Origin of the sequence: Mesobacillus persicus, from assembly GCF_900109925.1 — a bacterium.
Lineage (GTDB): Bacteria > Bacillota > Bacilli > Bacillales > Cytobacillaceae > Mesobacillus_B > Mesobacillus_B persicus.
The window spans coordinates 31,216-57,280 of record NZ_FOBW01000010.1; the positions used below are offsets into that span (position 1 = coordinate 31,216).

The 26,065-nt window shown below is 41.1% G+C and carries 24 protein-coding genes and 1 tRNA gene; 5 read left to right on the plus strand and 20 right to left on the minus strand.

Annotation, left to right across the window (positions count from 1 at the left end; all coding sequences use genetic code 11):
- The first annotated feature begins 34 nt into the window (after positions 1–34).
- On the plus strand, positions 35–1,234 hold the full coding sequence (locus tag BMX30_RS14335; protein ID WP_090746975.1) for a chromate transporter: 1,200 nt from the start codon (positions 35–37) through the stop codon (positions 1,232–1,234).
- Positions 1,235–1,436: 202 nt separating this feature from the next.
- The gene (locus BMX30_RS14340; RefSeq protein ID WP_090746978.1) at positions 1,437–2,255 is read left to right on the plus strand and encodes a GDSL-type esterase/lipase family protein; all 819 of its coding nucleotides are present in this window, start codon (positions 1,437–1,439) and stop codon (positions 2,253–2,255) included.
- 72 nt (positions 2,256–2,327) lie between these two features.
- Here BMX30_RS14340 and BMX30_RS23575 read toward each other — a convergent pair whose 3' ends face one another.
- The gene (locus BMX30_RS23575; protein WP_170843896.1) at positions 2,328–2,501 is read right to left on the minus strand and encodes a hypothetical protein; all 174 of its coding nucleotides are present in this window, start codon (positions 2,499–2,501) and stop codon (positions 2,328–2,330) included.
- A gap of 231 nt (positions 2,502–2,732) precedes the next feature.
- Here BMX30_RS23575 and BMX30_RS14345 point away from each other — a divergent pair, with 231 nt between their 5' ends.
- The gene (locus tag BMX30_RS14345; protein ID WP_090746981.1) at positions 2,733–2,921 is read left to right on the plus strand and encodes an aspartyl-phosphate phosphatase Spo0E family protein; all 189 of its coding nucleotides are present in this window, start codon (positions 2,733–2,735) and stop codon (positions 2,919–2,921) included.
- A 182-nt stretch (positions 2,922–3,103) separates the two neighbouring features.
- Here the strand turns inward: BMX30_RS14345 and BMX30_RS14350 are convergent.
- The 12 genes from BMX30_RS14350 to BMX30_RS14405 form a co-directional block, all read right to left on the minus strand.
- Positions 3,104–3,177, minus strand: a tRNA-Arg gene (locus tag BMX30_RS14350).
- Between the two features lie 189 nt (positions 3,178–3,366).
- Positions 3,367–4,143, minus strand: a complete 777-nt coding sequence (locus BMX30_RS14355; RefSeq protein WP_090746985.1) for an enoyl-CoA hydratase/isomerase family protein — start codon at positions 4,141–4,143, stop codon at positions 3,367–3,369.
- A gap of 169 nt (positions 4,144–4,312) precedes the next feature.
- On the minus strand, positions 4,313–5,863 hold the full coding sequence (locus BMX30_RS14360) for an AMP-binding protein (protein ID WP_090746988.1): 1,551 nt from the start codon (positions 5,861–5,863) through the stop codon (positions 4,313–4,315).
- Positions 5,864–5,882: 19 nt separating this feature from the next.
- Positions 5,883–6,320: a MaoC/PaaZ C-terminal domain-containing protein gene (locus BMX30_RS14365; RefSeq protein ID WP_090746990.1), complete on the minus strand. Its 438-nt coding sequence runs from the start codon at positions 6,318–6,320 to the stop codon at positions 5,883–5,885.
- A gap of 12 nt (positions 6,321–6,332) precedes the next feature.
- Positions 6,333–7,856: an acyl-CoA synthetase gene (locus BMX30_RS14370; protein WP_090746993.1), complete on the minus strand. Its 1,524-nt coding sequence runs from the start codon at positions 7,854–7,856 to the stop codon at positions 6,333–6,335.
- A 41-nt stretch (positions 7,857–7,897) separates the two neighbouring features.
- Complete coding sequence (locus BMX30_RS14375) at positions 7,898–9,436, minus strand: acyl-CoA carboxylase subunit beta (RefSeq protein WP_342028075.1); 1,539 nt, start codon at positions 9,434–9,436, stop codon at positions 7,898–7,900.
- 24 nt (positions 9,437–9,460) lie between these two features.
- On the minus strand, positions 9,461–10,636 hold the full coding sequence (locus tag BMX30_RS14380) for an acyl-CoA dehydrogenase family protein (RefSeq protein WP_090746998.1): 1,176 nt from the start codon (positions 10,634–10,636) through the stop codon (positions 9,461–9,463).
- Positions 10,637–10,654: 18 nt separating this feature from the next.
- Complete coding sequence (locus BMX30_RS14385; protein WP_090747001.1) at positions 10,655–11,803, minus strand: acyl-CoA dehydrogenase family protein; 1,149 nt, start codon at positions 11,801–11,803, stop codon at positions 10,655–10,657.
- A 10-nt stretch (positions 11,804–11,813) separates the two neighbouring features.
- On the minus strand, positions 11,814–12,158 hold the full coding sequence (locus tag BMX30_RS14390) for an AtuA-related protein (RefSeq protein ID WP_090747005.1): 345 nt from the start codon (positions 12,156–12,158) through the stop codon (positions 11,814–11,816).
- A gap of 5 nt (positions 12,159–12,163) precedes the next feature.
- The gene (locus tag BMX30_RS14395) at positions 12,164–13,528 is read right to left on the minus strand and encodes an acyclic terpene utilization AtuA family protein (RefSeq protein ID WP_090747010.1); all 1,365 of its coding nucleotides are present in this window, start codon (positions 13,526–13,528) and stop codon (positions 12,164–12,166) included.
- Positions 13,529–13,546: 18 nt separating this feature from the next.
- Positions 13,547–13,765, minus strand: a complete 219-nt coding sequence (locus BMX30_RS14400) for an acetyl-CoA carboxylase biotin carboxyl carrier protein subunit (protein ID WP_090747012.1) — start codon at positions 13,763–13,765, stop codon at positions 13,547–13,549.
- 25 nt (positions 13,766–13,790) lie between these two features.
- The gene (locus BMX30_RS14405; protein WP_090747015.1) at positions 13,791–14,576 is read right to left on the minus strand and encodes an enoyl-CoA hydratase/isomerase family protein; all 786 of its coding nucleotides are present in this window, start codon (positions 14,574–14,576) and stop codon (positions 13,791–13,793) included.
- 322 nt (positions 14,577–14,898) lie between these two features.
- Here BMX30_RS14405 and BMX30_RS14410 point away from each other — a divergent pair, with 322 nt between their 5' ends.
- Entirely contained in the window at positions 14,899–17,037 is a 2,139-nt protein-coding gene (locus tag BMX30_RS14410; RefSeq protein ID WP_090747018.1) for a sigma-54-dependent Fis family transcriptional regulator, read from the plus strand.
- A gap of 57 nt (positions 17,038–17,094) precedes the next feature.
- Here BMX30_RS14410 and BMX30_RS14415 read toward each other — a convergent pair whose 3' ends face one another.
- Both BMX30_RS14415 and BMX30_RS14420 read right to left on the minus strand, forming a co-directional pair.
- A complete protein-coding gene (locus tag BMX30_RS14415; protein ID WP_170843897.1) occupies positions 17,095–18,663 on the minus strand; it encodes an AMP-binding protein in 1,569 nt (522 codons plus the stop codon).
- A 243-nt stretch (positions 18,664–18,906) separates the two neighbouring features.
- Complete coding sequence (locus BMX30_RS14420; protein WP_090747024.1) at positions 18,907–19,686, minus strand: carbon-nitrogen family hydrolase; 780 nt, start codon at positions 19,684–19,686, stop codon at positions 18,907–18,909.
- 84 nt (positions 19,687–19,770) lie between these two features.
- On the opposite strand from BMX30_RS14420, the gene BMX30_RS14425 reads away from it, so the two are divergent.
- Positions 19,771–20,934 (plus strand): pyridoxal phosphate-dependent aminotransferase, encoded by a 1,164-nt coding sequence (locus BMX30_RS14425; protein ID WP_090747027.1) that lies wholly within the window; start codon positions 19,771–19,773, stop codon positions 20,932–20,934.
- A 408-nt stretch (positions 20,935–21,342) separates the two neighbouring features.
- Here BMX30_RS14425 and BMX30_RS14430 read toward each other — a convergent pair whose 3' ends face one another.
- The 5 genes from BMX30_RS14430 to BMX30_RS14450 all read right to left on the minus strand — a co-directional run bounded on the left by BMX30_RS14430 (position 21,343) and on the right by BMX30_RS14450 (position 26,064).
- Complete coding sequence (locus BMX30_RS14430) at positions 21,343–21,996, minus strand: CoA transferase subunit B (protein ID WP_090747030.1); 654 nt, start codon at positions 21,994–21,996, stop codon at positions 21,343–21,345.
- 12 nt (positions 21,997–22,008) lie between these two features.
- Complete coding sequence (locus tag BMX30_RS14435) at positions 22,009–22,698, minus strand: CoA transferase subunit A (protein ID WP_090747033.1); 690 nt, start codon at positions 22,696–22,698, stop codon at positions 22,009–22,011.
- Between the two features lie 64 nt (positions 22,699–22,762).
- Positions 22,763–24,301: an acyl-CoA carboxylase subunit beta gene (locus BMX30_RS14440; RefSeq protein ID WP_090747035.1), complete on the minus strand. Its 1,539-nt coding sequence runs from the start codon at positions 24,299–24,301 to the stop codon at positions 22,763–22,765.
- Between the two features lie 54 nt (positions 24,302–24,355).
- Complete coding sequence (locus BMX30_RS14445; protein ID WP_090747038.1) at positions 24,356–25,150, minus strand: enoyl-CoA hydratase; 795 nt, start codon at positions 25,148–25,150, stop codon at positions 24,356–24,358.
- On the minus strand, positions 25,147–26,064 hold the full coding sequence (locus BMX30_RS14450) for a hydroxymethylglutaryl-CoA lyase (protein ID WP_090747041.1): 918 nt from the start codon (positions 26,062–26,064) through the stop codon (positions 25,147–25,149). The genes BMX30_RS14445 and BMX30_RS14450 overlap by 4 nt, the downstream gene beginning before the upstream one ends.
- Position 26,065 lies beyond the last annotated feature (1 nt).

A 26,065-nucleotide genomic window follows, 5' to 3' on the forward strand; every position in this document is an offset into this window, starting at 1 on the left:
GCAAAAGAATATTTACCCACTTAAGGAGATGAAGATGAAAAAAAAACATCAATCTAGAGATTTTAAAACATTATTGGAATTATTGACTGTATCCACTCGCCTTGGCTTTACCTCATTCGGTGGTCCGGTTGCACACTTAGGATACTTCCATGAGGAGTACGTAAGAAGAAGAAAGTGGATGGATGAAAAAAGCTACGCCGATTTGGTAGCATTATGTCAGTTCTTACCTGGGCCAGCCAGCAGTCAGGTTGGGATTGGAATTGGCGTGATGAAAGCTGGTTTACTCGGTGGGATTATTGCATTTATTGGATTTACACTCCCTTCTGTTTTAGCTTTGATTCTATTTGCTCTGCTTCTACAGGGATTTGATGTCGGAAATGCCGGCTGGATACAAGGTTTAAAACTAGTCGCCGTTGCCGTTGTTGCTCATGCTATTGTAGGGATGGCGCAAAAACTCACGCCAGACCTGAGCCGTAAAGCCATTGCCCTTTTGGCACTCGTCGTAACCCTGTTATGGCAAACAGCCTACACCCAAGTAGGGGTTATCTTATTGGCTGCTTTTATTGGTTTCCTCCTTTATAAACAGCATGCTACCCCTAACGAATCCGAGCGTAAAAATTTCCCGATTTCACGTGGCTTTGCGATTGGCTGTCTTGTGTTATTTTTTGGTTTGCTCTTTCTTTTACCTATTCTAAGAGAAACCACATCATTGCATTGGGTCGCCTTATTCGATAGCTTTTACAGATCTGGATCACTAGTTTTCGGTGGCGGTCACGTTGTCCTCCCCTTATTAGAGCGTGAAGTGGTACCGACAGGATGGATGACCGATGAAGCATTTCTAGCTGGATATGGTGCTACGCAGGCTGTCCCAGGTCCGTTGTTTACCTTTGCTGCGTATTTGGGGACAGTAATCAATGGATGGCAAGGTGGTCTATTGGCAACTGTGGCAATCTTTTTACCAGCTTTTTTGTTAATCCTTGGTACACTGCCGTTTTGGGATGACTTACGACAAAACCCAAAAATTAAAGGGGCGTTAATGGGAGTAAATGCTGCTGTAGTTGGAATTCTGATTTCAGCCTTTTATCATCCAATTTGGACTAGCTCTATCCTCTCACCAATTGATTTTGCCTTTGCTGCGGTGCTGTTTAGTATGCTTGTATATTGGAAACTCCCCCCTTGGGTCATTGTCGTTACTGGGGCATTAGGTGGCTCTTTACTTACATTGTTATCGTAATATCCTAGGAAGAATTCAATTCTTCCTTTTTTTGGGTGTGTTAAAGCACACTGATGATTTTACATATTGTTGATTGGCTCGGAACATTTTATCTCTTCAGTTGAACATTTTCCCTGCATGCTTTTACTATATGAGGAAAATACTACCTAGGTATTGCTAAATTTCTCTTGATATAATATTGAGATATAAAGGGGAGATTTCAATGAAGGTGTTTAAGTATTTGCTAATTTTCTTCCTCTCTATTGGGGTAGCCATTACTACTTGGGTCTTTTACCCTCAATATCAAATTCAAAAAATGAAGAATGAATCAATGGAAGTGGGAAAGGATTTGAGTCGAGAAACGTACTTAGAATATTATCGACAGTCGAAAAAACAGGATATTCATCATCTCGCAATCGGAGATTCGATTATACACGGATTTGGCGTGGATGAAACAGAAAATTTAGTCTATAGCTTCTCTAATCTCCTTGGTCAAAAAATCAACAAAACCGTTCATTATAACAATAAAGGGATTAACGGAATGACGAGTTCCGGACTGAACGAGTTGGTCCAAGAGGGAAACCTTGACGAAGACATTCGAAAAGCAGATATTATTACGATTAATATCGGTGGGAATGATGTATTAAAGACAGCACGCAACCAAGATTACTACGCGGCAATTAATTCTTTCGATACACTACAGTCTACGTTTACTAAAAATCTAACAAATATCTCTGATAAAATTAAAGAAATTAATCCCAAGGCAACGATTGTTTTTTTAGAGCTATATAATCCGTTACCTGCTGACCACCAACTATCAGATTTAGCTGACAGCTTGCTTCCTAAGTGGAATGTGAAAATATATGAGGTAGCTCAACATATCCCATCCTCGATTGTCATTCAAACTACAAAAGTCATTAATGGCAATAATCCACAAAATCTATCATCTGATGGTGTTCATCCAAACCCAGCTGGCTATGCTGCAATTACTGAGCAAATGCTGGTACAATTTGCGAAGGAATATCGGAAACAGGCGGTTTAAAAAGACACAGCCCATCATAGATAGGGCTGTGTCTTTTTAAGTGGAATAAGCCTTGTAAAACCAGTTTATGGATCATTTTATCCTCTCATTTGATAATAGATTTTCAGCTTCAGTCAATCTTCCGAACTTATATCCCTCGACTAGAATATGTTTTTCATGATGCGATAATTTACGGCTCCACTTTTGTTCTAAATGATAAATCACTTCATTATAGAAAATTTGATCGTACTCAAATGTGTGTTTCATAGAAAAATCCTCCATTTATGTAGATGTGAACATTATTCACATACTTATGAGCTTTTAACCATATCCAAGAGCTTTTGCATCAACTAATCCAAAGCTCGTTTAAAAGCTACTATTGCTCATTCCATAATTTGCGGTATTTCCAATTCTATTCAAATTGGGGCTTCCACTTTTTATACTAAATTGGTAGAATGAGTATTAAATTTATATTCTTATTCAAGGAGAAATTACACTATGGAAACTATGATTTCTTCCGTTTTAACCGAGCGTGAACTCTTAGGTTATATCGAATTTTTAAGAAGCGATTTAATAGATATCGGTCTTACCCATGGATTTAATAATCACCGAACCATAAAAGCAAGCCAGGAACTTGATTATTTTATTTTTGAATATCAAAGGCTAACTAGCGCTCTAGGTAATTGAAACAGCGACTGTTTAGTTATTATTATGTACTAACGAACAATATAAGGCTTCGCCTAAAAAAGTATCTTTAATTTTTAATTGTGCCTAAAATACACCTAAAGGGGCTAATGGCAAATCGTTATAAAGTGCGAAGTAACCATAAAAAATACAAAAAAACCCTTGAATAACAAGGGTTTTTTTAGCGTCCCAGAAGAGATTCGAACTCCCGACCTACAGTTTAGGAAACTGTTGCTCTATCCTACTGAGCTACTGGGACATATTAAAAGCGACTCATTTATTATACGATGTCTTCAAAGATTTTTCAAGGATAAATTTACTAAATATAAGAAAAGCAACAGTTTTCGCTAAAAACCTACCTATAACTCCTCCTCCTTTACTCTTAGGTAAAGGAGGAGTTTATACTTCTATAAAAAAACGAACAGCAAGAGTACTGTTCGCTTAGAAACTAATTTCCTTTAAATTCAGGCGCTCTTTTTTCAATAAAAGCGCGTATCCCTTCCTTTGAATCATTGCTTTTAAAGGCAGCCTGTGAATAGCTCCACTCTTCACGAAAACCTAAATCCATCGGCAGATTCATTAATCTTAAAACCGCTTTTTTCGTGCTTTGGACAGCAATTGGCCCATTTTTGCAAATGATATCTGCGTATCTTTCAACTTCATCCATTAGTTGATCCCTAGGCACCACCTTATTAATGAGACCAATTTCTTTTGCTTCTTGAGCAGAAAGTTGTTCTCCTGTAAGAAGAATTTCCATTGCACGGCAATAAGGGATTTGTCGAACTAGCCTGACAAGCGAGCCGGCAGCAGCCATGATTGACCATTTTGGTTCTGGCAGGCCGAACCTTGCCTCCTCACAAGCAATCCGAATATCGGTTGCTTGTAAGATTTCCGTTCCCCCTGCAAGGCAGAAACCGTTAACAGCAGAAATGATTGGCTTCCATACCGGGGTATTCTTCAACATCGCAGCATCCGTTTTTTCAGGATCAATCTTACCTTCCATGATTAATGGAATGGTTTCTTTTAAATCAGCACCTGAACAAAAAGCCTTATCGCCAGTTCCTGTCAAAATGATAACGCGAACATCTTGATCTTCTTGCGCTTTAAGGAAGTATTGCCCTATCATTTCAAAACCCTCTGGTGTCATTGAGTTCATTGCTTCAGGTCGATTCAGGGTGATATACGCCTTATATCCTTCTTTCCTATATAACACAGGTTGGGACATGCTATTCCCCCTCAGTTGGATGATTTTATTTTTCAGGATCCTCTTATTTTAACATCTTGAAAGAACCCCATATCTTTCGAGGTTCTTTATCCTCTAACAATGAGGGGGCGTACTCACCTCTCATTGTTAGAGACTGGTAGTTCCTCAACAAGATAAAGCGCTTTCAAAATTAAATATTTAATTGATTATAATGACTTTGAAATTGCTTCCTTAAATTATGCTTCTGAATTTTTCCCGTAGCCGTCATTGGCAACTGATCAAGGAATACGACTGATTTCGGAACTTGAAAGCCACCCAATTGCTCCTTACAATGACGAATGATTTCCTCTTCTGTACAGGAGGTTCCCGGCTTTAGTACGATGAAAGCAGTTACCGCTTCTGCCCAATGCTCGTGGGGTAATCCAACAGCCACAGCGTTTGCAACTTTTTCATGCATCAGCAATGCCCCTTCGACCATAATCGAAGCAACATTTTCGCCGCCCGTTTTAATAATATCCTTTTTTCTGTCTACAAAGACGAGTTGACCATCTTGATCCCAATAACCGAGATCTCCGGTATGATGCCAACCAAACTCTCTACTTCTCTGTGTTTCCTCTTCATTCTTAAAATAGCCGTTCATAACATTTGGACCACGATGGACAATTTCCCCTACTTCTCCCTTTGGCAGAATAAGACCGTTATCGTCCATAATCGCAGTATCATTAATGAGGGAAGATGTTCCCCAATACGATCCAAAACGACGGAGCTGTTCTTCTGGTCTAAATACCATTGTTGAAGGGTACATCTCTGTTTGACCGGTTCCTAAAGCAAATTCAGGACAGATTTCATTGATACATCTTTCTAATGACCTTTTATCCATTGGAGCCATTGCATACGTGCATCTTTTTAATGAACTGAGATTATATTTAGACCTATTTGGATGGTCAAGAATCATTTTATACATCATTGGCAAGGCAAACATATTGGAAATTTTCTGTTCTTCGATGGTTTTCATTAAAGTTTCTGGTTCAAAACCACTGATAATCACACTTTTCGCCCCGCGATGTAATGCGGACATGGTGAATGTATGCTGGGCACAATGGAATAACGGCATCATTGTTAGTATGATTTCGTCTTCCCCGAAGTTAGACTCAATGATATTTCCAAGACTAGCAATATAAACAGCAACATGACTTGTCATCACGCCTTTTGGCTTGCCAGTCGTTCCACTCGTGAACATGATCTGAGCAACATCCCTGTCTTGTATTTCAACTTCGGGTTCTTTCTTTGTCTGCCCATCTAAAGCCAGTAAAAAGGTATTGGTGTCACCAAGATTCCCTCTTACTGATATAATATTGGAACAAACCTTCCTTAGCTCTCCAAGGTCGTTTTGAACCAATGGCGCATCCGCTAGAATCAGCTTCGCTTCAACTTGATTTAAAATATAAAGTTTTTCATTTACAGAAATGGCAGGGTTCATTGGTACCCAGACGAGACCCGCTTTGGCAATCCCATTGAAGATAACCACGTATTCCCATGAGTTTCCACAGATGGTCGCAATTGTATCGCCCTTTTTTAATCCAGAACTTAATAGAAAGTTGGCAAACTGATTAGCCATTTCATCTAGTTCTTGATAAGTTATTTCCTTTTGCCCATCTAGCAGCGCCACCTTCTCCGGAAATCTCGCAGCATTTCGCCTAATGATATCACCAATGGCAACTCGATTGATTACGTTTTGCATTCTCGCTTTCCCCCACTCATTATATTTTTTCTTTCTTAACAAGTCCCTTAGCAATTCCAACAATACAAACTTCGCCGGTTTGCTTAACAGTTGACTGTTTTACCGTGACAACTCCTGTTCCATTGCCTTTATCTTGAAGGTCTAGAACTTCTAGTTCAACATGGATTGTGTCATGGATAAAGACGGGTTGAATAAACCTTAATTTATCAATACCATAATTGGCGACAATGATATCGGGATCCATTTTCGTCAAACCTGTGGCAAAGGAAAGGACTAGCATCCCATGAGCAATCCTTTGCTTAAAAACAGTGTTCTTGGCATATTCAATATCCGTATGAAGGGGATAATAATCGCCGGTCAGTGCGGAGAACATGACTAAGTCCGTCTCCGTAATCGTCCGACCTCTTGACTCCCATTTTTCACCAATCTCAAAATGTTCAAAATATTTATCGTACACGTCATTTCCCCCTTACACTTGTACTTGCTGTCTTAAAACGGTTTTAAGAATTTTACCAGTCGCATTCCGTGGCAACGCTTCAACAACTTCGACTTGCTTTGGAATTTTAAACCTAGCTATCTTTCCATCTAAGAAGCTCGCTACGTCCTGGACCGTAAGTGTTTGACTCTTATCCTTCAATGAGACAATCGCTTTTACTGATTCGCCCCACTTTTCATCAGGGTAGCCGATTATGGCAACTTCAGCGATATTTTCATGGCGGTATAAGACTTGTTCAATCTCGATTGGATAGACATTCTCCCCACCGGTTATGATCATATCCTTCTTCCGATCAACAATATAAATAAAACCTTCATCATCGAATTTAGCTAAATCACCTGTATAGAACCAACCATTTTTAATGGCCTCTTTCGTTGCCTCAGGTTTATTCCAATATCCGAACATTATATTAGGTCCCTGGACAATTAACTCACCAACCTCACCTGGAGGGACATCACGGTCATTTGGATCAACAATTCGGACGGTAGTATGAACAGGTTCCTTCCCTACCGATCCATTTTTTCTGACCGTATTCTCTTTATCAAGGATGCTTACAAATGGTGCTGTCTCAGTAAGCCCAAAGCCCTCATAGAACGGGATATTCCGCTTTTGGTAAAATTCAATGACTGTAATTGGGCAAGGTGCCCCACCGGAAACAGCAAATCGAAGGGACGAGATATCATAAGATTCAAAGTTCGGAACAACTGTAAGAGCTTGCCACATGGCTGGAACAAGGAAAATACTAGTGATTTTCTCTTCATGGATTTTTTGTAACACCCTACTTGGATCAAAACCATCATCCAAAATTACTGTTCCACCTTTATATAACAATGGCAAAGTAAACACGCTCATGCCACCGATATGAAATAAAGGTGCCACACATAAGGTGATATCGCTATTATCAGAAGGTATACTGTGGATGCAGTTAATGGCATTCCACTGGGTATTTCCATGACTTAGCATAGCTCCCTTTGGCTTCCCTGTTGTCCCCGATGTATACATCATCAAATGAATATCATCCAAAACCACATCAAATTCCGGTTCGGCGTTTGATGCGCCTGCAATTAACTCCTCATATAGTGAATCTTCTTCATGAGGATTGTTCCCCACATGAATGTACTCTTGTAAACTAGAATCCTTCAAGCGTAGCTGGTCCACTACCGGTCTCATTCGCACATCATAAATAAAGTGATAGGCTCTTGAATCATTCACGATATACAGAACTTCATCAACACTTAAGCGGAAATTAATAGGTACAAAGATGGCTCCAATCTTTGCACAAGCAAATACAGCTTCCATCATTTCATTTGTATTTAATAAAAGTGCATCGACACGATCACCCTTTCGCACTCCCAAGTTTAGGAGCGCATGAGACAGACGATTCACTCTTTCATTAAATTCAGCGTACGTAAATCGCCTTTCGTTGTAGACAAGTGCAAGTCGCTCAGGGCTCACTTTACTATGTTTTACAAGCCAGCTTCCAATTCCCTTTATCATTTAACAATCCCCCAAAATAAAAATATCGAAAACTTGTAAACTTAACTAAGAATCGTAGAATGCTTTTTCTCTGGAAGTGGGTAATCTTTGTTTTCAAAGGTTTCATAGCGACTAATTAATTCTTTTCTTAATTCACTTGGCACAACTAAATCATCGACCACTAGTTCACTAGATAGCTTGACAATGTCATACCCTGCTTTGTATTCCTCGCGAAGTTTGTTCACCAACTCAGCCCGTTCTTCTGGATCTTCTACGGCTTGAATTTTATTATAATAAACCGCATTGATGGCCGCTTCTGGCCCCATGATGGCGATTTCAGCTGACGGGAGTGCGATCGTTGTATCTGGCTCATAGGCTGGGCCAGCCATGGCATAAATTCCTGCTCCATACGCTTTCCGGACTATTACACACATCTTCGGAACATTGGCACTAGAGCTGGCGAAAATGAAGTTTCGACCTTTCCGTAAAATTCCTTCCTGCTCGACCTTTGTTCCAACCATAAATCCAGGTGTATCACATAAATAGAGCAACGGGATATTGTAGGCGTCACACGTCCAAACAAACTTTGCACCTTTATCCGCTGATTCAGGGAAAATCGCTCCGCCCTTTTGCATCGGTTGATTTGCAACAATCCCAACCGTTTTTCCATTTAGCCTTGCAAACCCTGTCACTAACTCTTTTGCGTAATTGGCTTTTACTTCTAAAAAGCTGTCTCCGTCGACAACTGCTTCAATTAGCTTACGGACATCATAAGCACGGTTCGGTTCCTTCGGAATAATCTTGTCAATTTCGCTAGAATCCCTCGTTGGTTCAACCACTGGGAAGACAGGTGTTTTTGCATCAAAGGAATCTGGCAGATAAGATAATAGTTTTTTGACAATTTCAGCGGCATCCTCCTCCGTTTTTGCTACAAAGTCAGCTGAACCACTCTTGGTCGCATGCATGGTTGCCCCGCCGAGTTCTTCAATATCGACTTTTTGCCCTGTGGCCATTTGCACCATACGTGGGGAAGCAATCGCCATTCCTGAAGTTTTATCAACCATAATACAAAAATCCGAAAACACCGGCATATAAGCTGTGCCCGCAAAACATGGGCCATAAAGAACCGCTATTTGCGGTACCCTTCCTGAAAGTAAGCTATGATTATACCAAATTCTCCCTCCAGAATACTTTTCGACATGATAGCCACCGGCTTCATCAATCCTTCCGCCGGAAGAATCGATCATGTAGATAATCGGTCGTTTTCCACGGATTGCTGCTTGTTGAATTCTCAAGATTTTTTCGCTATGGTATTTCCCCATACTTCCAGCTTTAACGGTGTAATCACTGGCCATAAAAAAAGCAATGCGATTATCAATTTTTCCTGTCCCGACAACTACACCATCAGCAGGCAACTTTTCCTTATTCGCGTTCGCAAACAAGCCGGTTTCATAGAAAGGCTGTTCATCATCGAAATAGAGTTTCAACCGGTCACGAACAAATAATTTTCCAAGCTTTTTGATTTTCTCATGATCTGGTCCACCCTTTTGGATTCGTTCTCGTTCTGCGAGTATTCTCCGTTCACGTTCCAAAGCAAGCACATCCTTTTCGTTGAATAAAATAGTTTATTGGGTTTGCAATTTGCTAGACTGAGTAATAATTCCTAATTGTTTTGTTAAAATTTCATTCATGATTTGGGTCGTTCCACCACCAATTGTTTGGATCCTCGCATCTCTCCAAATTCGTTGAATTGGATACTCCATCATATAGCCATTCCCACCATGTATTTGTAAGGCCTGATCGGTAACACGGTTCAGCATTTCTGAAGCAAAAGCCTTCGCCATCGTTGCTTCCGTGACACAATCTTCTCCTCTGTTGTATAGATAAAGTGCTCGATAGGAAATATTTCTAGCTTTTTCAATGTCAACCGCCATATCAACCATTTTATGACGAAGCACTTGGAACTCAGAGAGTGGCTGGTTAAACTGAATTCTTTCTTTACTGTATTTAATCGCTAACTGCAACGCTTTTTCTGCCGCACCAATACACCCAAGTGCAAGTGTCATTCTTTCATATTGGAAGTTGTTCATGATATAAAGGAAACCTTCATTTTCCTTCCCAATCAGGTTCTCCTTCGGAACTTTTACATGGTCGAAGAAAATTTCTCCCGTATCAGATGAGCGCCAACCTAATTTCTTTAGCTTTTTCCCAACGGAATAACCCTTTGAATTGGTTTCGACGATAAACAAACTAATATTGCGATGGGTCGGTTCTTCTCTCGTCTTTGCAGCTACGATTACATAGTCTGCGTTGACACCGTTTGTAATAAATGTTTTTGAACCATTTAAAATGTAATAATCTCCATCCTTTTTAGCGGTTGTTTTAATCCCTGAAACATCTGAGCCACCGCTAGGTTCTGTTACCCCTAATGCAGAGATTGCTTCCCCCTTAATACCAGGTACCAAATATTTCTGTTTTTGCTCATGGGTCCCATATCGCCAAATATTCGTCATCGCAATCGTTGTATGAGCGCCAATCGCTGCCCCAACGCCACCAGCACCACATCGTGAAAGTTCTTCCGTAAAGACGGCCTCCATAATTAAATCGAGTCCACTACCTCCATACTCTTCTGGAAACTTAATCCCCAAATATCCTAATTCACCCATTCTTCGGTACAAGCTTCTAGGCGTTTCACCCTCGTTTTCCCATTGTTCAATGTATGGAGTTACTTCCTTTTCTAAAAAAGCCCTGACCGCTTTGCGAAACATTTCATGTTCTTCAGTAAAAATCCAGTGCGACATCATACCCCTCCTCTCTTTTTACAACCCAATTTGTTTGGAAATGATTTCTTTCATAATTTCATCCGTCCCTCCACCAATCCGTGGTAAGCGACTATCCCTCCATGCTCGTTCAATTGGGTATTCAGCCATATAACCATTCCCACCGAAAATTTGCAGCGCTCGGTCTGCGACCCAATGCCCCATTTGTGCAGCAGCGAGTTTCGTGATTGAAATCTCCTTTGAAGGAACTTCTCCATTCGAGAATCTGTAAGCGGTTGCATAAGTTAGTTCACGACAAACTTCTATTTCTGTTTTCATTTCGGCAAGTAAATGGGCAATCACTTGAAAATTTCCAATCGGCTGATTGAAGGCTTCTCTTGATTTCGCATAAGTTAATGCCTGCTCATAGGCATATTCAGCTCCACCGATTGCCCCAGCTGCTCCGATCATTCGCTCTCCCTGAAGCTGCCACATGATTTGGTAAAAGCCATGGCCTTCTTTTCCCAATAGGTTTTCATGGGGGACACGGACGTTATCAAAGATGAGCTCTGCTGTGTCAGAAGAACGCATTCCCACTTTGTCTAGCTTTTTCCCTACAGAGAAACCTAGCCGATCTGTTTCAACGATAAACAGACTAATTCCCTTAGGTCCTGGGTCTTCAGAAGTTCGAGTAACGAGAGTGACAAAATCAGCACGCGTCCCGTTCGTAATAAACGTTTTCGTCCCATTGATGACCCATTCATCGCCATCTCGTTTGGCTCTTGTTTGAATGCCCATCACATCGGAGCCATTATTCGGTTCTGATATTCCGATTGCTGCAATCTTTTTCCCTTGAATGGCTGGCTTTAAAAACCGCTCATGTTGGTCTTTCGTTCCAAATTTAAAAATTGGCGGCGTTGCCATATCTGTTTGAACTGCAATCGCCATTGGCAAGCCACCGCATCCACATTTATTAATTTCCTCTGCAAGAACCATACCTGAGAAATAATCACCACCTTGACCGCCAACTTCTTCCGGATAGTGCAAGCCCAAAAGGCCAAGTTCTCCCATTCTCGTAAACACAGATCGAGGAAATATCCCTTCTTCTTCCCACTCGTCAACAAAAGGAGCAATTTCCTTTTCAACAAACTTACGAATCATATTCCTTAATTGAACATGTTCTTCCGTAAAATATGGTGCATACGTCATCTCTTTCACCTCATTTTTTTATATCTACTAATAAATGATCAGCGACTTCTATTTCCAATCGAAGCATATTCGAACCAAAGCATTTTCCAAGGTTATCAAGTCGGAGAGAGGAGGAGCCTCCCCCTGCCAATGCCTCTTTGCAAACAAAATTCAATCCAAATATATTAGGTAGCTCATAACGAAGAACCTCCCCTTTGACCAGGCCTGCGAAATGAGCTTTTATCCGCTCTGGTGTCAATTGTGCTAGAAACTCTTCATAGATTGCTTGATTAGGAGCGAACACACCAATATTGACAATGTTGCCTTTATCACCAGAACGCGCCTGGGCAATGTCCTTCAGTTTTACAACCGCCATCCTCTCTACACCTCCGCGATTTCGACTTTAATTTGCTTTTCGACTTCTTCGCGTGGAAGCAGTGTTGCCCACATCCCTAATAACGCTCTTGGAGCCGTGTTCCCGGAAAATCCACTCATCGATGGTGGTCCATTTAGTGCTAGGGGTGGAAAGAGTCGACTAAACAAACCTGCTTCTTGCTTTGTTTTTGCTTTGACAGCCATTCGCAAATACACTTCGTTTAATTCACTTTCATTTTCATGAGCGAGTGGACCACTTAATGAGTTATATCCCATAAAATCAGTCCTAATCTCTTCATAATTTAAGCCCTTCCGCTCCAATTGAATCCGGATAATTTCATCAACCTTTTTGGCCTTCAGCATCGCATCTGGCCAAGAGAACCCGACAATAACTTGGCCGGCATAACCGTTCTCATAGCCCATCACCACTTTTAATGTATCTGGTCTGGGTTTTCCTCTCGTCCCAGTCACTTTCACTTGATTAGGTCCGACATTTTCCAACCTCACATTTGTCAGGTCAACGATGACATCCGGTGTAAGATACGCTGATGGGTCGTGGATTTCATACAGCATCTGTTCTTTCACTGTATCGACCGTAACTAATCCTCCCCGCTCCTCAACTTTACTAACGATAAATTCCCCGTTCCGAGAAACCTCGGCAATCGGATAGCCAATCTGGTCAAAGCCCTCAATATCCTGCCAGTTTCCGCTAAAATTCCCCCCTGTTGACTGGGCCGAACATTCAAGTAAATGTCCCATAAACACACCACTCGCTAATTTATCCCACTCCTCTTGACCCCAATCAAATTCATAGATTAATGGGGCTAAAAACTGGGCTGTATCCGTTGTTCTTCCTGTCACAACAATGTCAGCACCTGCCTCCAAAGCTCGAACAATCGGTTGTGCGCCAATGTATGCGTTTGCAAATTCTAATTTTTCTTTAATGTGATCAATCGACTCGTCAGTATCTAAATGATTAAGAGAATAGCCTTTCTCCTCAAACTCTGGAATTCTATCTAATACATTGTCACCTGTTACGACTGCCACTTTTAAATCTTTAATTCCCATTTCCCTTGCCACTCGAAGGATTTCCTGCTGAGCCCCAATGGGGTTGATTCCGCCACCATTTGTTAAAAGCTTGATTCCTTTATCTTTTACATATGGAAGCAGTGCTTTCATTTGAACTGAGATGTCCTTCGTAAAGCCTGCATTCTCATTTTTCCGCTTATCCTTAACCAAAATCGCCATCGTAAGTTCCGCTAAAGCATCAAAACAAATATATTGGACATTCCCTTTTTCTGCAGTTGCGACCGCTGGCTCGATTGTGTCTCCATAAAAACCTTGGGCAGCACCTATCCTGACGGTTTTCATACGTAAAGTCCCCCGTTTCTAATCGTTGTTCACTTTCACAAGGATATCGCCTTCTTGAACAAACTCTCCCTCAGCGGTTTCAATGGCCATAACCACCCCAGCATGAGTCGCTTCAATGGGAATTTCCATTTTCATTGATTCCAAGATGATTAGGACATCCCCTTCTTTTACAACATCGTTTTCTTTCACTTCAATTTTCCAAACATTCCCTGACATGGACGCTAATACATTCTCCATTCCACCACTCCTATTTACGTTTAAATTATTTTCCAAGCCAATTCGGCGGCCGCTTTTCAAGAAAGGCAGATGCCCCTTCTTTTAAATCCTCACTCATAAACGACACCAGTCTTAAATTTGTTAAATAATCGAATGACTTCATTAGATCCATTTGTTCTGTATTAAAATAGGACTCTAAACTCAACTTAACCGCTAAGGGGCTAAAGCTAGCGACTTGCTTAGCCAACTTCATCGTTTCATCTTCCAATTCATTCGGAGCAACGACCCGATGGACTAAATTTAAATCTTTTGCCTTATCTGCTGACATGATTTCAGCTGTCAGCATCATTTCCATCATTATCCGGTCGCCTACGGCTCGGCGTACCCAAGGCATAATTACGAATGGTACAAGCCCTAACCTCAATTCGGTCAATCCTAATTTTGCCTCGGTTGAAGCAACAGCCAAGTGACACATCGCCACTAAACCAGTCCCTCCCCCTAGAGCTGGTCCATTTACACTTGCGATCAGTGGTGTAGTGACTTCAGCTCCTAATTTGAATAGTTCAGTACTCGCCTTTCCCTCAAAATATAGTTCTGGAGCTGTTTTTTCTAAATTTTTTTTAAACTCATTTAAATTTCCGCCAGCTGAAAATGCCTTACCAGCACCTGTCAAAATTATCGCTCTGATATTAGAATCAGCATCCGCTGTCCTGATGGCAGAAATAAGTTCTGTAGTGGATGCTTCCGTCAATGGATTTCTCATCTCGGGTAGATTCAAAGTGACCTTTGCTATGTTTTCGACAACCTCATAGGTAATTGTTTCATAGCCCATCTTTCAACCTCATTCCTTATGAATCTGTTTTCTTTACTTAGTTCTAATGCAAGATGCGTGCCACCTATAAATACAACTAACATCCCTTCGAACAATTAAAGGAGTAACAACTAAGCTTGTAGTATTAATTTTTATTTTTAATTCCTTTACGCTCCTACACAAAATACAATTCCTGATAAAAATACTGTACGTGAAAGCGAACATCACTTAACAGGTGTTCACTAAAGTTTACAGAGATTTCATTGTAATTAAGGAAAACTAACGTTATAATCAAAGGTACAGGAATAATTTTTAATATTCTGAATAATTGAGGTGAATCTATTTGAAGGTTAACAGTTTTACTACTGTAAACTATGTGAACTTGTCCCCTACTGCAACAATACGGGAGGCAATCTCAGCCTTTCTTAGGTATCGAGTCGATATCGGCTGCATTACAATGAATAATAAGTTGATAGGGATTGTACATAAGAACTCCATTTATCGAGCTTTAATTCATGATACTTCATTAGATACTCCTATTAAGCCTCTCATCAATGAGAGCGTTATCACTATTCAAAAAGACCAAACGCTATACGATGCTAGAGACATCATGATTAAGGGGAATGTAAGTCAGGCTGTTGTTCTCGATGAGAATGATGAGGTTTATGGCATCATGTCAAAGTCAGACTTAGTAAACTCTCATATGACCGCCTTTCAAGATACAATGGGGCGGATGAAATCGCTAATTGAAAACCTTCAAGATGCGGTCATTTCAGTCAACTCCAATTTAAGGATTACAACTTTTAATCAGACAGCACTTAATTTGCTAAACCTAAATGGAAAACATTTATTAGATGCACCTATTGATCGGTTCCTTCCCCCGTTTAGACGATGGTTAATTGAAACTTTGAAAACAGGTAAAATCCAAGATGCCAAAAGAATAAGCTTCCAAGACCTCACGGTGATTGCATCGTTTATCCCCATAAGAGAAATGAACATAGTCACTGGGGCAATGGTTGTCCTCCGCGATGTTACATCCTATGAAAGTATTGCCCATGAACTTGAAACAACGAAACGACTAAAGAAGATATTAGATAGTGCACTCGAACTTGCCTATGATGGGGTTGCTATCACAGATAATCATGGCCAAATAACAATGGTGAATAAAGGTTTTATGGAGCTTTATCAAATAAAAGAACAGATAGAAGTAATCGGCCGTCCCATCTCTAAAATCGCACCCCAAATCCCTTCCGAGAAAAGCTTAAAACACAATGAAAAAATGGAAGGAGAACTTATCCCTATTCATAATCATCAATGCATTGTTGCCCAAATGCCAATTTATCAGGATGGAAAGAAATTCGGTGCCATCTTTAAGATTATTTTTCAGCAGTTAGAAGCCTGGAAAGATATCCTCCAACATATGGAGAAGCTAGAAAGTGAAATCAGTTATTATCGCGGGGAATTATACCGAATCTCTAAAGATACAAATCCTTTTGCCACTGTCGTCTCCATTAACGCGGGAATGGAAACTTTTAAACAAGAAGCATCCATTGCTGCAAAGTCATTGTCAAATGTTTTGATTACAGGTGAAAGTGGCACTGGGAAAGAGCTGTTTGCAGAAGGCATTCATAACCTATCCGACCGAAAAGGAACATTTATTAAAGTAAACTGTGGAGCCATTCCTGAGGAATTATTGGAATCTGAATTTTTCGGGTATGCTGATGGTGCTTTTACCGGAGCAAAAAAGGGTGGGAAGCCTGGTAAATTTGAGTTAGCTGACAATGGTACACTTTTTCTCGATGAAATAGGCGATATGCCCCCTTCCTTACAAGTAAAATTATTAAGAGTTCTTCAGGAACAGGAGTTTGAGAGAATTGGTGCGACAAAGACCACAAAGGTCAATGTTCGCATAATTTCCGCCACGAACAAAGACTTAGCTGAACTTGTCAGGCAAGGAGTATTCAGGGAAGATTTATACTATCGAATCCATGTGATTAACCTTCATATTCCACCGTTAAGAGAACGACTAGATGATATTCCGTTATTGTGTAACCACTTCATCAATAAAATTAATAAAAAAACAAATAAAAACATTGTCGGGGTCTCCCCAGAGGTAATTAATAGTTTTCAGCACTACCATTGGCCTGGGAATATTAGGCAATTAGAAAATGCATTAGAAAGGGCGTTCCATTATAGTCATTCAAAATGGATTGAGCTGGAACATCTACCAAAAGAATTAGATCTGCTTAAAACTAAAAATCCAATCCATTTCTCGACCAGACCAGAAACCAATCTAGAACTAGACCGTAAGAAGTCCATTAATCAAACGGAAAAAGATGTCATCCTTCAAGCCTTGAAGAAAAGCAAGGGTAATCGCACGAAAGCGGCCGAACTATTAGGAGTGAGCCGCACGACGCTTTATCAGAAAATGAAAAAGTATCATATAAAAGAAGAGATGGAATTAAGGTTTACCTCCTCTTAATCTGTAAGAAGCAACCGGGAAAGATACAATCCTAATGGTTGCTTCTTTTATTAAGTTCTATTGTAATTGAGCTAAATATTGTTGTTTTAAAATTGTTTTCTGTATCTTCCCTGCAGGGGTTTGTGGAAGGTGATTGACAAAAACTATCTGTCTTGGAACTTTATAATCAGCTAAATGCTGATTGCAGTAAGCTATGAGTTCATCACTAGAAATAGTTTGACCTTGTTTAGGCACGATATAAAAAAGGCCGACCTCACCGAGAAATTCATCGGGAACACCAATACCTGCTGCATATGCTACCTTTGGATGTGATAATAAAATGTTTTCAACCTCAACTGGATATACATTATATCCTCCTTGAATGTACATTTCTTTTTTCCTACCTTTGTAGACAACGTATCCTTCATGATCTAGATAAGCAATATCCCCTGTATAGAGCCAGCCATCACCGCTAAACACTTTTTCGGTCTCTTCCTCTAGCCCCAAATAGCCTTTAGCTACACATCTCCCTTTTATCGCTAACTCCCCGTCTTCGCCAGTCGGAAGAGCTTTCCGTTCGTTATCCACAATTTTCACCTTAAACTGCCCAATCGGTACCCCAATACTTTCTTGTACCATTTCAATAGAATCTGTTAAGCGCGAAAGAATACAAGCACCCGACGATTCACTTAATCCGTACAAATTAATAATCTTTGCCTCAGGCAGCTGTAATTCAATTGCCCGGCATAATTCCGGGTCAACATTGGATCCACCAATAATGCATATATTTAGCGAACTTAAATCAAAACTCTTAATCTCTGGATGACTTAAAAGCATAATATACATGGTCGGTACACCGCCAAAAACTGTAGGTTTCCATTGATCAATCACTTTTAAAATTGTCTCTGGAATAAACTCTGGAATTAACACAACGCTTCCGAAGCTTAATAAAGAGCAGTGGATCGTACACGTAATCCCACCTACATGATTTAGAGGAAGGCATCCAATTGTGCGGTCCTCTTCTCCAATGGAAAGATGGTCCACTTGTGCTTTGGCTGATTCCAGTATGCTTCGATTTGTAATTAAAGTCCCTTTAGGCTTGCCAGTTGTCCCAGATGTATAGATAATAATCACCGGGTCATCTTCTTGTACGGTTTGTTTTGCTGCTTCTAACCTTTGTTTATCAAGTGGACGACTGATTAACTCCTTGAAGCTGGGACTACATACCGTTCCTGTTTCAATATATATAAATTTTTCAACAGTTGGAATCCTATCTCTTATCCCATCAAAGAAACTTGGATAATTAAAACCTTGAAATTCCGAAATCGAGACGATTCCCTTTACTTTCGCATTATTTAACATATAAACCAACTCTGAATCACGATATCGGACATTCAGAGCGACTACGGCAACTCCTATTTTCGCCGCAGCAAAGTAAGTATAAAGCCACTCAAACTGATTTAATGCCAACACGGCGAGATGATCTCCTTTTTTAAATCCTTCTTCTAATAGTGCAGAGGCCAAAACATCGGAAATTTCGTCGAGCTCCTTAAAAGAAATGCTTTGTTCATTGCAGATTAAAAATCGCTTATTAGGATGCCTTACAACAGCTTCCGTCAATGCATTATGCACAGTCCAGTCTTGCAAAATATCCACCCCCTAAAAATATTTACAACCTTAGATGATACTTGTAAAACTATCATGCAATAAACATGCCAATTAGAATGGTGGTAATTCTCTTGTTTTTATAGATTAATGATGTGTTTTACTTACTATTGTTATAAAACCTAAACACTCTGTTTAGTTTTGGGCTGGATTCTTTGATATCAATAAAAAGAAAGACACCGGAATTCCTCCGGTGCCAGTGCTAGTTTATTAACCATAAACTGTTTAGTTATATAAATCTGTCCGCCGATCTTGATAGACAGGAATCCTTTTTCGTACATGCTCTACCTCTTGCAGATCAACTTCAAGGTAGTAAATTCCTTCATCAGTTTGATTATTAATTAAAACTTCTCCCCATGGAGCAACAACCATGGAGTGACCATTAAATTCGTTATTAGGGTCGGCTCCAACACGATTTACAGCGACAACAAAGCATTGATTTTCAATTGCTCTTGCTTGTAAAAGAAGTTGCCAATGATCAATCCTTTTCTTCGGCCATTCTGCAGGGACAAAGATAACTTTTGCACCGGCTAATGTATGGGCTCGAATCCATTCCGGAAAACGCAAGTCATAGCAGATTACCCCGCCACATGTCGTCCCATCCAATTCAAAAACATTGTCTCTTTTCCCTTGTTCCATATAAAGATGCTCATCCATTAATTTAAATAAATGGGCTTTGTCGTACTCTGCGATAATGTTTCCGGTTCGGTTCGCAACATACATCGTGTTATAAAAACGATCTTCTTTTTTAGTCGCGACTGAACCACCGACAATATTTACGTTATGTTTTTTTGCCAGTCTCGACAATATTTCTTTTGTTTTAAACCCGTTATCATCTGCCAGTTCACTTAGCCTATTTAGAGCATAACCAGTATTCCACATTTCTGGAAAAACAATGACATCCACATCAGATTTTACTGCTTGCTCTATATAGTTTTCAACGGCTTGATAGTTTTTCTCAGTCTCACCAAAACCAATGTCCATTTGGACGATTGCCAACTTCATATAATCCCACCTCTAGACAATTATATTTAAAGGTTATAAAATTTGAAATATTATCGCAATGATTTTTTTAAAAAGGTGGATTCTATGGATTACTCAGATAAATTAAAAAAACTACCTGTTCAATTTTTTGCAAGCCTTGTCAATAAAGTGAATAAAGCCGTGAATGAAGGCCGTGATATCATAAATCTAGGGCAGGGAAACCCTGATCAGCCTACTCCTGACCATATTGTTAAAGCCTTACAAGCTGCAGCTGAAGACCCGCTGACACATAAATACTCTCCATTCAGAGGAATATCCGAGCTAAAGGAAGCAGCAGCTGAGTATTATCGTAAGCAATATGGAGTCACCGTGAATTCTAAGACTGAAGTCGCGATTCTATTTGGCACAAAAACTGGGCTTGTCGAACTTCCAATGTGCTTGTTAAACGAAGGCGATTTAATGCTCTTACCTGATCCTGGTTACCCAGATTATTTGTCTGGTGCAGTGTTAGCAAACGTTGTGTACGGGACTTTTCCACTAAAGGCTGAGAACAAATTTCTACCAGATTACGAGGCTATCTCAGTAGAGCAAAAGGAAGCAGCAAAATTACTGTACTTGAATTATCCAAACAACCCAACTGGTGCGACAGCAAACCACGCTTTCTTTGAAGAAACCGTAGAATTTGCGAAAAAGCATAATATCACGGTACTACATGATTTCGCCTATGGAGCCATTGGGTTCGATGGTCAAAAGCCCACTAGTTTCCTAGAGGTAGATGGCGCTAAAGATATTGGAGTCGAAATGTATACCCTCTCGAAAACTTATAATATGGCTGGCTGGCGTGTTGGCTTTGCGGTCGGAAATCCAGTCATTATTGAAGCGCTCAATCTGATACAGGATCATTTATATTGTAGCCTTTTTCCAGGAATACAAAGAGCAGCAGCGGTAGCTTTAACTGATGACCAAAGCTGTGTGGATGAACTTGTTCAACGGTATGAGGGACGCCGAAATTCCCTTATTCAAGCTTGTCATAAAATTGGATGGCAGGTTGAAGCTCCTTCAGGGTCATTCTTCGCTTGGTTGCCTGTTCCTAGAGAGTATACTAGTGAGGAATTTGCTGATCTTTTATTAGAAAAAGCAGATGTAGCAGTGGCGGCGGGAAGTGGTTTTGGTGAATTTGGCGAAGGGTATGTGCGTGTTGGATTATTGGTGGACGAAGATAGGCTGACTGAGGCTGTTAAGAGGGTTGGAGCACTGAATCTGTTTTAATAAATAGTCCCGGCCAATATACCAATTTATTGGTACTGTTAAATACTATGGTAACTTTTACTCCAGGCACTCAGAAAACAAGGCGTTTCGGAGAATCCTTCTTGTGCTCGATAAAGATGTATTCTTAGAGAAAATTTGACTGTTTTCATCTTCATAAGACCGATGAAGATGTTTTCTTAGAGAAAACTTGGCTGTTTTCATCTTCATAAGACCGATGAAGATGTTTTCTTGAAGAAAATTTGACTGTTTCCATCTTCATAAGACCGATGAAGATGTTTTCTTAGAGGAAGCTAGACTGATACCATCTTCATAAGATAAACCTCCGAAGTCTCCCCTTCCGCAGGAGGGGGAATACTTTCGTAGCCAAAACTAGAAAAAAGCAAGGAGAACAATTTCTCCTTGCTGCTTTTAAAACGCCTCTAGCCTTACATCGTCAGCTACAATCAATTCCGCTTTTGTACATTCTTGTATTTGTTCAACGGTAAACCCTTTTGCAACCTCAACTAGCTTCAACCCGTTATTAGTGACTTCCATTACGGCGCGGTCAGTGATGATGCAATTAACCACACCTTTCCCAGTAAGTGGGAGGGTACATTCCTTCAGGATTTTTGATTCCCCATGTTTATTCACATGCTCCATGACAACAATGGTTTTACGAGCACCATGGACCAAGTCCATCGCCCCTCCCATTCCTTTTACCATTTTCCCAGGAATCATCCAGTTTGCTAGATCACCTGTTTCAGATACTTCCATTCCACCTAGAATGGCTACATCCACATGGCCTCCCCGAATCATTGCAAATGACTCTGAGCTGTCAAAGTAGACGGATCCTGGAATAACCGTTACTGTCTCCTTGCCGGCATTGATTAGGTCCGCGTCAACCTCCTCCTCTGAAGGATATGGGCCGATTCCAAGGAGCCCGTTTTCCGATTGAAGCACGACTTGTTTATTGTCACTAATGAAATTGGCGACCATTGTCGGCATTCCAATTCCCAAATTCACATAGTTCCCATTTTCTATTTCTTTTTCTGCACGCCTCGCAATTTTCTCCCTTGTATTCATAGCAATCCCTCCTTACGCCCTTATCGTTCTCCGCTCAATACGCTTTTCTTGCTCTCCCTTGATTAAGGACTGAACATAAATTCCCGGTGAGTGAATAAAATTAGGATCTAGGTCACCGATTTCCACCAATTGCTCGACTTCAGCAATAGTCACTTTGCCCGCTGCCGCCATCATCGAATTGAAATTTCGTGCTGTTTTCCGGTAGACAAGATTGCCCATTTTATCTGCTTGAAAAGCACGTACAAGACTAAAGTCGGCGGTCAACGACTCTTCAAGGAGGTATTCCTTGCCATTATATACCCGTACTTCTTTCCCTTCCGCAATGGGAGTACCAACTCCTGCCGGTGTAAAAAAGGCTGGAATTCCCGCACCACCCGCACGAATTTTTTCTGCTAGAGTTCCCTGAGGCGTTAACTCTACCTCAATCTCTCCTGCAAGTAACTGCCGTTCAAATTCTTTATTCTCCCCCACATAGGATGCGATGATTTTCTTTATCTGCTTGTTTTTAAGGAGTAGTCCTAAACCAAAATCATCGACACCGCAGTTATTTGAGATAATTGTTAAATCCTTAGTCCCTTTTTCAGCCAAGGCCTTGATCAGGTTCTCAGGGATTCCACATAAGCCAAATCCGCCCACCATCAAGGTCATGCCGTCCTTTATATCCTCGACTGCCTCGGAAAAATCTGAATAAACATTCTTCACCGTACAACCTCCTTCGTAACAATGTACAAGTCTACTTATCTATATGAATACCTACTAGCCTTCATTACACAGGATACACGCCATGCTTGCGTTCAGAGAATACTAGATATTTAGACATATAGACCTCTAGACGTGCCGCGAGCTCATCACGTAGACGATTCGGCTCAACGACATCATCGATAATTAACTCCGATGCTAAACGGTAAATATCAATATCCTCTCGGTATTCTTCGCGTTTCTCAGCAATAAAAGCTGCTCTCTCTTCCTCTGGTAGTGCGGCGATTTTATTCGCATACACAGCATTTACTGCTGCTTCTGGACCCATAACTGCAATCGCTGCAGATGGTAGAGCTATACAACAATCTGGTTCGAAAGCTGGGCCCGCCATCGCATATAGTCCAGCTCCATACGCTTTGCGAACAATAACAGTCATTTTGGGAACTGTTGCTTCGCTCATCGCCGAGATCATTTTCGCACCGTGACGGATAATCCCCGCTTTTTCGACATTTGTTCCAATCATAAATCCTGGCACATCCGCAAGGAATAACAATGGAATATGGTAAGCGTCACAGAGGTTGATAAACTTTGCTGCTTTGTCGGCACTGTCGTGGAAAAGGACCCCTCCTTTAACACGCGGCTGATTGGCAATAATCCCAATCGGTTGGCCATTTATTCGTGCAAGCGTAGTGATAAGTTCAGGAGCAAACAATTTTTTAATTTCACACGCTGAGCCTTCATCGACCAAGCGATCAATCAGCTGGTACATATCAAATGGAGCATTTTGGTTTTTTGGAATCAATTCTTCGATGGTTTTTTCAAATGCAGCAGGAGCCTTAGCTTCTGTTTTCACTGGTTTTTCAGAGAAGTTATTTGGAAAATAAGTTAAGTATTTTTGCGCATAAACAATGGCTTCTTCCTCAGTTTTTACCAGGACATCACCACACCCGGAAACCGAGCAATGCATCTTTGCACCACCCATTTGTTCAAGGGTAACTTTTTCTCCGATGACCATTTCTGCCATACGCGGGGAACCTAAGTACATGGAAGCATTTCCTTCGACCATAACGACAATGTCACAGAATGCTGGAATATAAGCGCCACCGGCAGCAGAAGGCCCAAACAATAGACAAATTTGCGGTACTTTACCTGACATCTTCACCTGGTTATAGAAGATTCGTCCAGCCCCTCTTCGACCTGGGAACATTTCTAATTGGTCAGTAATACGAGCCCCGGCCGAGTCTACTAGGTAAAGCATTGGACAACGCAGTTTTTCAGCTGTCTCCTGAATTCGAATGATTTTCTCTACCGTTCTTTTGCCCCAAGAACCTGCTTTAATCGTAGAATCATTTGCCATTACACAAACCGTACGGCCATGGATTTTCCCAATCCCAGTCACGACTCCATCAGCCGGAAGATCACCAGCTAGAATGTTGGCAAACATACCATCTTCCGCTTGAAGGCCATCATCAAACAATAAATTCAATCGATCTCGAACAAACATCTTCCCTTGTTCCTGATTCTTTTGGTGGTATTTCTCGCTTCCCCCCTGCAGGATGGAATCTTTTTTCTTTTCATAATCTGATTTCGTATGCGTCTCCGTCATCATAATCCTCCTAAATAAATGGAAGGTGCCAGGCACCATCCATAAATTAACATTTTATCGTCCTTTGTATTCTGGTGGGCGTTTTTCGGCGAAGGCTTTTAAGCCTTCGATTCGATCTTCTGTAGGAATTAAGGCATCATAGGCAAGTTCTTCGATTTTTAGCCCGGTGGCTAAGTCTACTTCGATGCCTTTATTGACGGCCTTTTTGGCCTGCACCAGAGCAATCGGTCCGTTTTTCGCCATGGTCTTTGCGAGTCCGAGTGCCTTATCAAGTAATTCTGTACGAGAAACTGCGTATTCTAAAATCCCAATTTCGGCTGCTTCTCCTGCCGTTAACCGCTGAGCAGTGAAGATGAGCTCTTTTGCTTTTCCAGGACCAATTAACCGAGGGAGACGTTGAGTCCCACCAGCCCCAGGAATGATGGCAAGTGAGGTTTCCGTTAAGCCAACCTTTGCCTCAAGTGCCCCAACCCGAAGGTCACATGCCAGTGCTAATTCAAGTCCACCACCAAAGGCCACGCCATTCAGCACGGCAATGACTGGCTGCGGTAAGGCTTCCACCTCGTTAATTGTTGCCCCAATCAGGCGTACGGTTTGTTTCGATTCCGCATCTGACATGTTTCTTCGTTCCTTTAAATCAGCTCCAGCGCAAAAAGCTTTTTCGCCTGCACCTGTTAGGAGGACAACCCGAACTTGTAGATCATTTTTTAAATCCTCTAATCTTTCCCGAAAGTCATGCAACATTTGTTTCGACAGTGCATTTGCGGCTTCAGGACGATTTAAAGTGACGATAGCAATGCCATCACTTCGCTTTTCCACTAGCACTGTTTTGACGACTGTCTCATTCACGAAATACGCTCCTTTCCCTCTGCACGAAATATCTCCATCTGGCGACTCTTTAGTTCCTTTCCAAGGGTCCGTTCAATCAGCTGGGCAGACTTTAATGCGGCATCGAGGTCGATTCCCGTTTCTATTCCCATTTCATGAAGCATATAGATAAGATCTTCTGTTGCAACATTTCCCGAAGCCCCTTTGGCATAAGGGCAACCACCTAATCCACCTAGTGCACTGTCAAAAGTGGTAATTCCCATTTCTAATGACTTTACAATATTCGCCAACGCTGTACCTCTCGTATCATGAAAATGCATAGCTAGTTGACTTGAAGGAAACTCACGTAACAGTTCTTCGAGCAACCGCTCAACCTGAGTAGGCACGCCTACCCCAATTGTTTCTCCTAACGAAAGCTCATCGACCCCCATTGCAAACAGGCGATCGGCTACCTTTTTCACTTGATGAGGTTCCACCAAACCATCATACGGGCAGGCAATCACGGTCGATACATAGCCACGAACCGTTTTCCCCGCCATTTTGGCTTCCCGCACCACCTCAGCAAGAACAGGGTATGTTTCATCAATTGTCTTATTGATATTGCTGAGATTATGTCCCTCACTTGCAGACATAAACACACTTACTTCATCAGCATTCATTTCGAGTGCACGATCAAGTCCCTTGATATTGGGAACCAGGGCAGCATAAGTGATGCCCTGGTTTCTCTTAATTTTTCGCAAGACATCCGCAGCATCTGCTAGCTGTGGAATCCATTTTGGATGAACAAACGAGCTAACTTCGATATAAGAAAGCCCTGTCTCAGAGAGTGAATTGATCCAATTGACTTTGTCTTCCGTCAGGATAAGTTGTTTTTCATTTTGCAACCCGTCCCTAGGTCCGACCTCTTTGATTGTGACCTTTTTTGGTAGTTTCAAA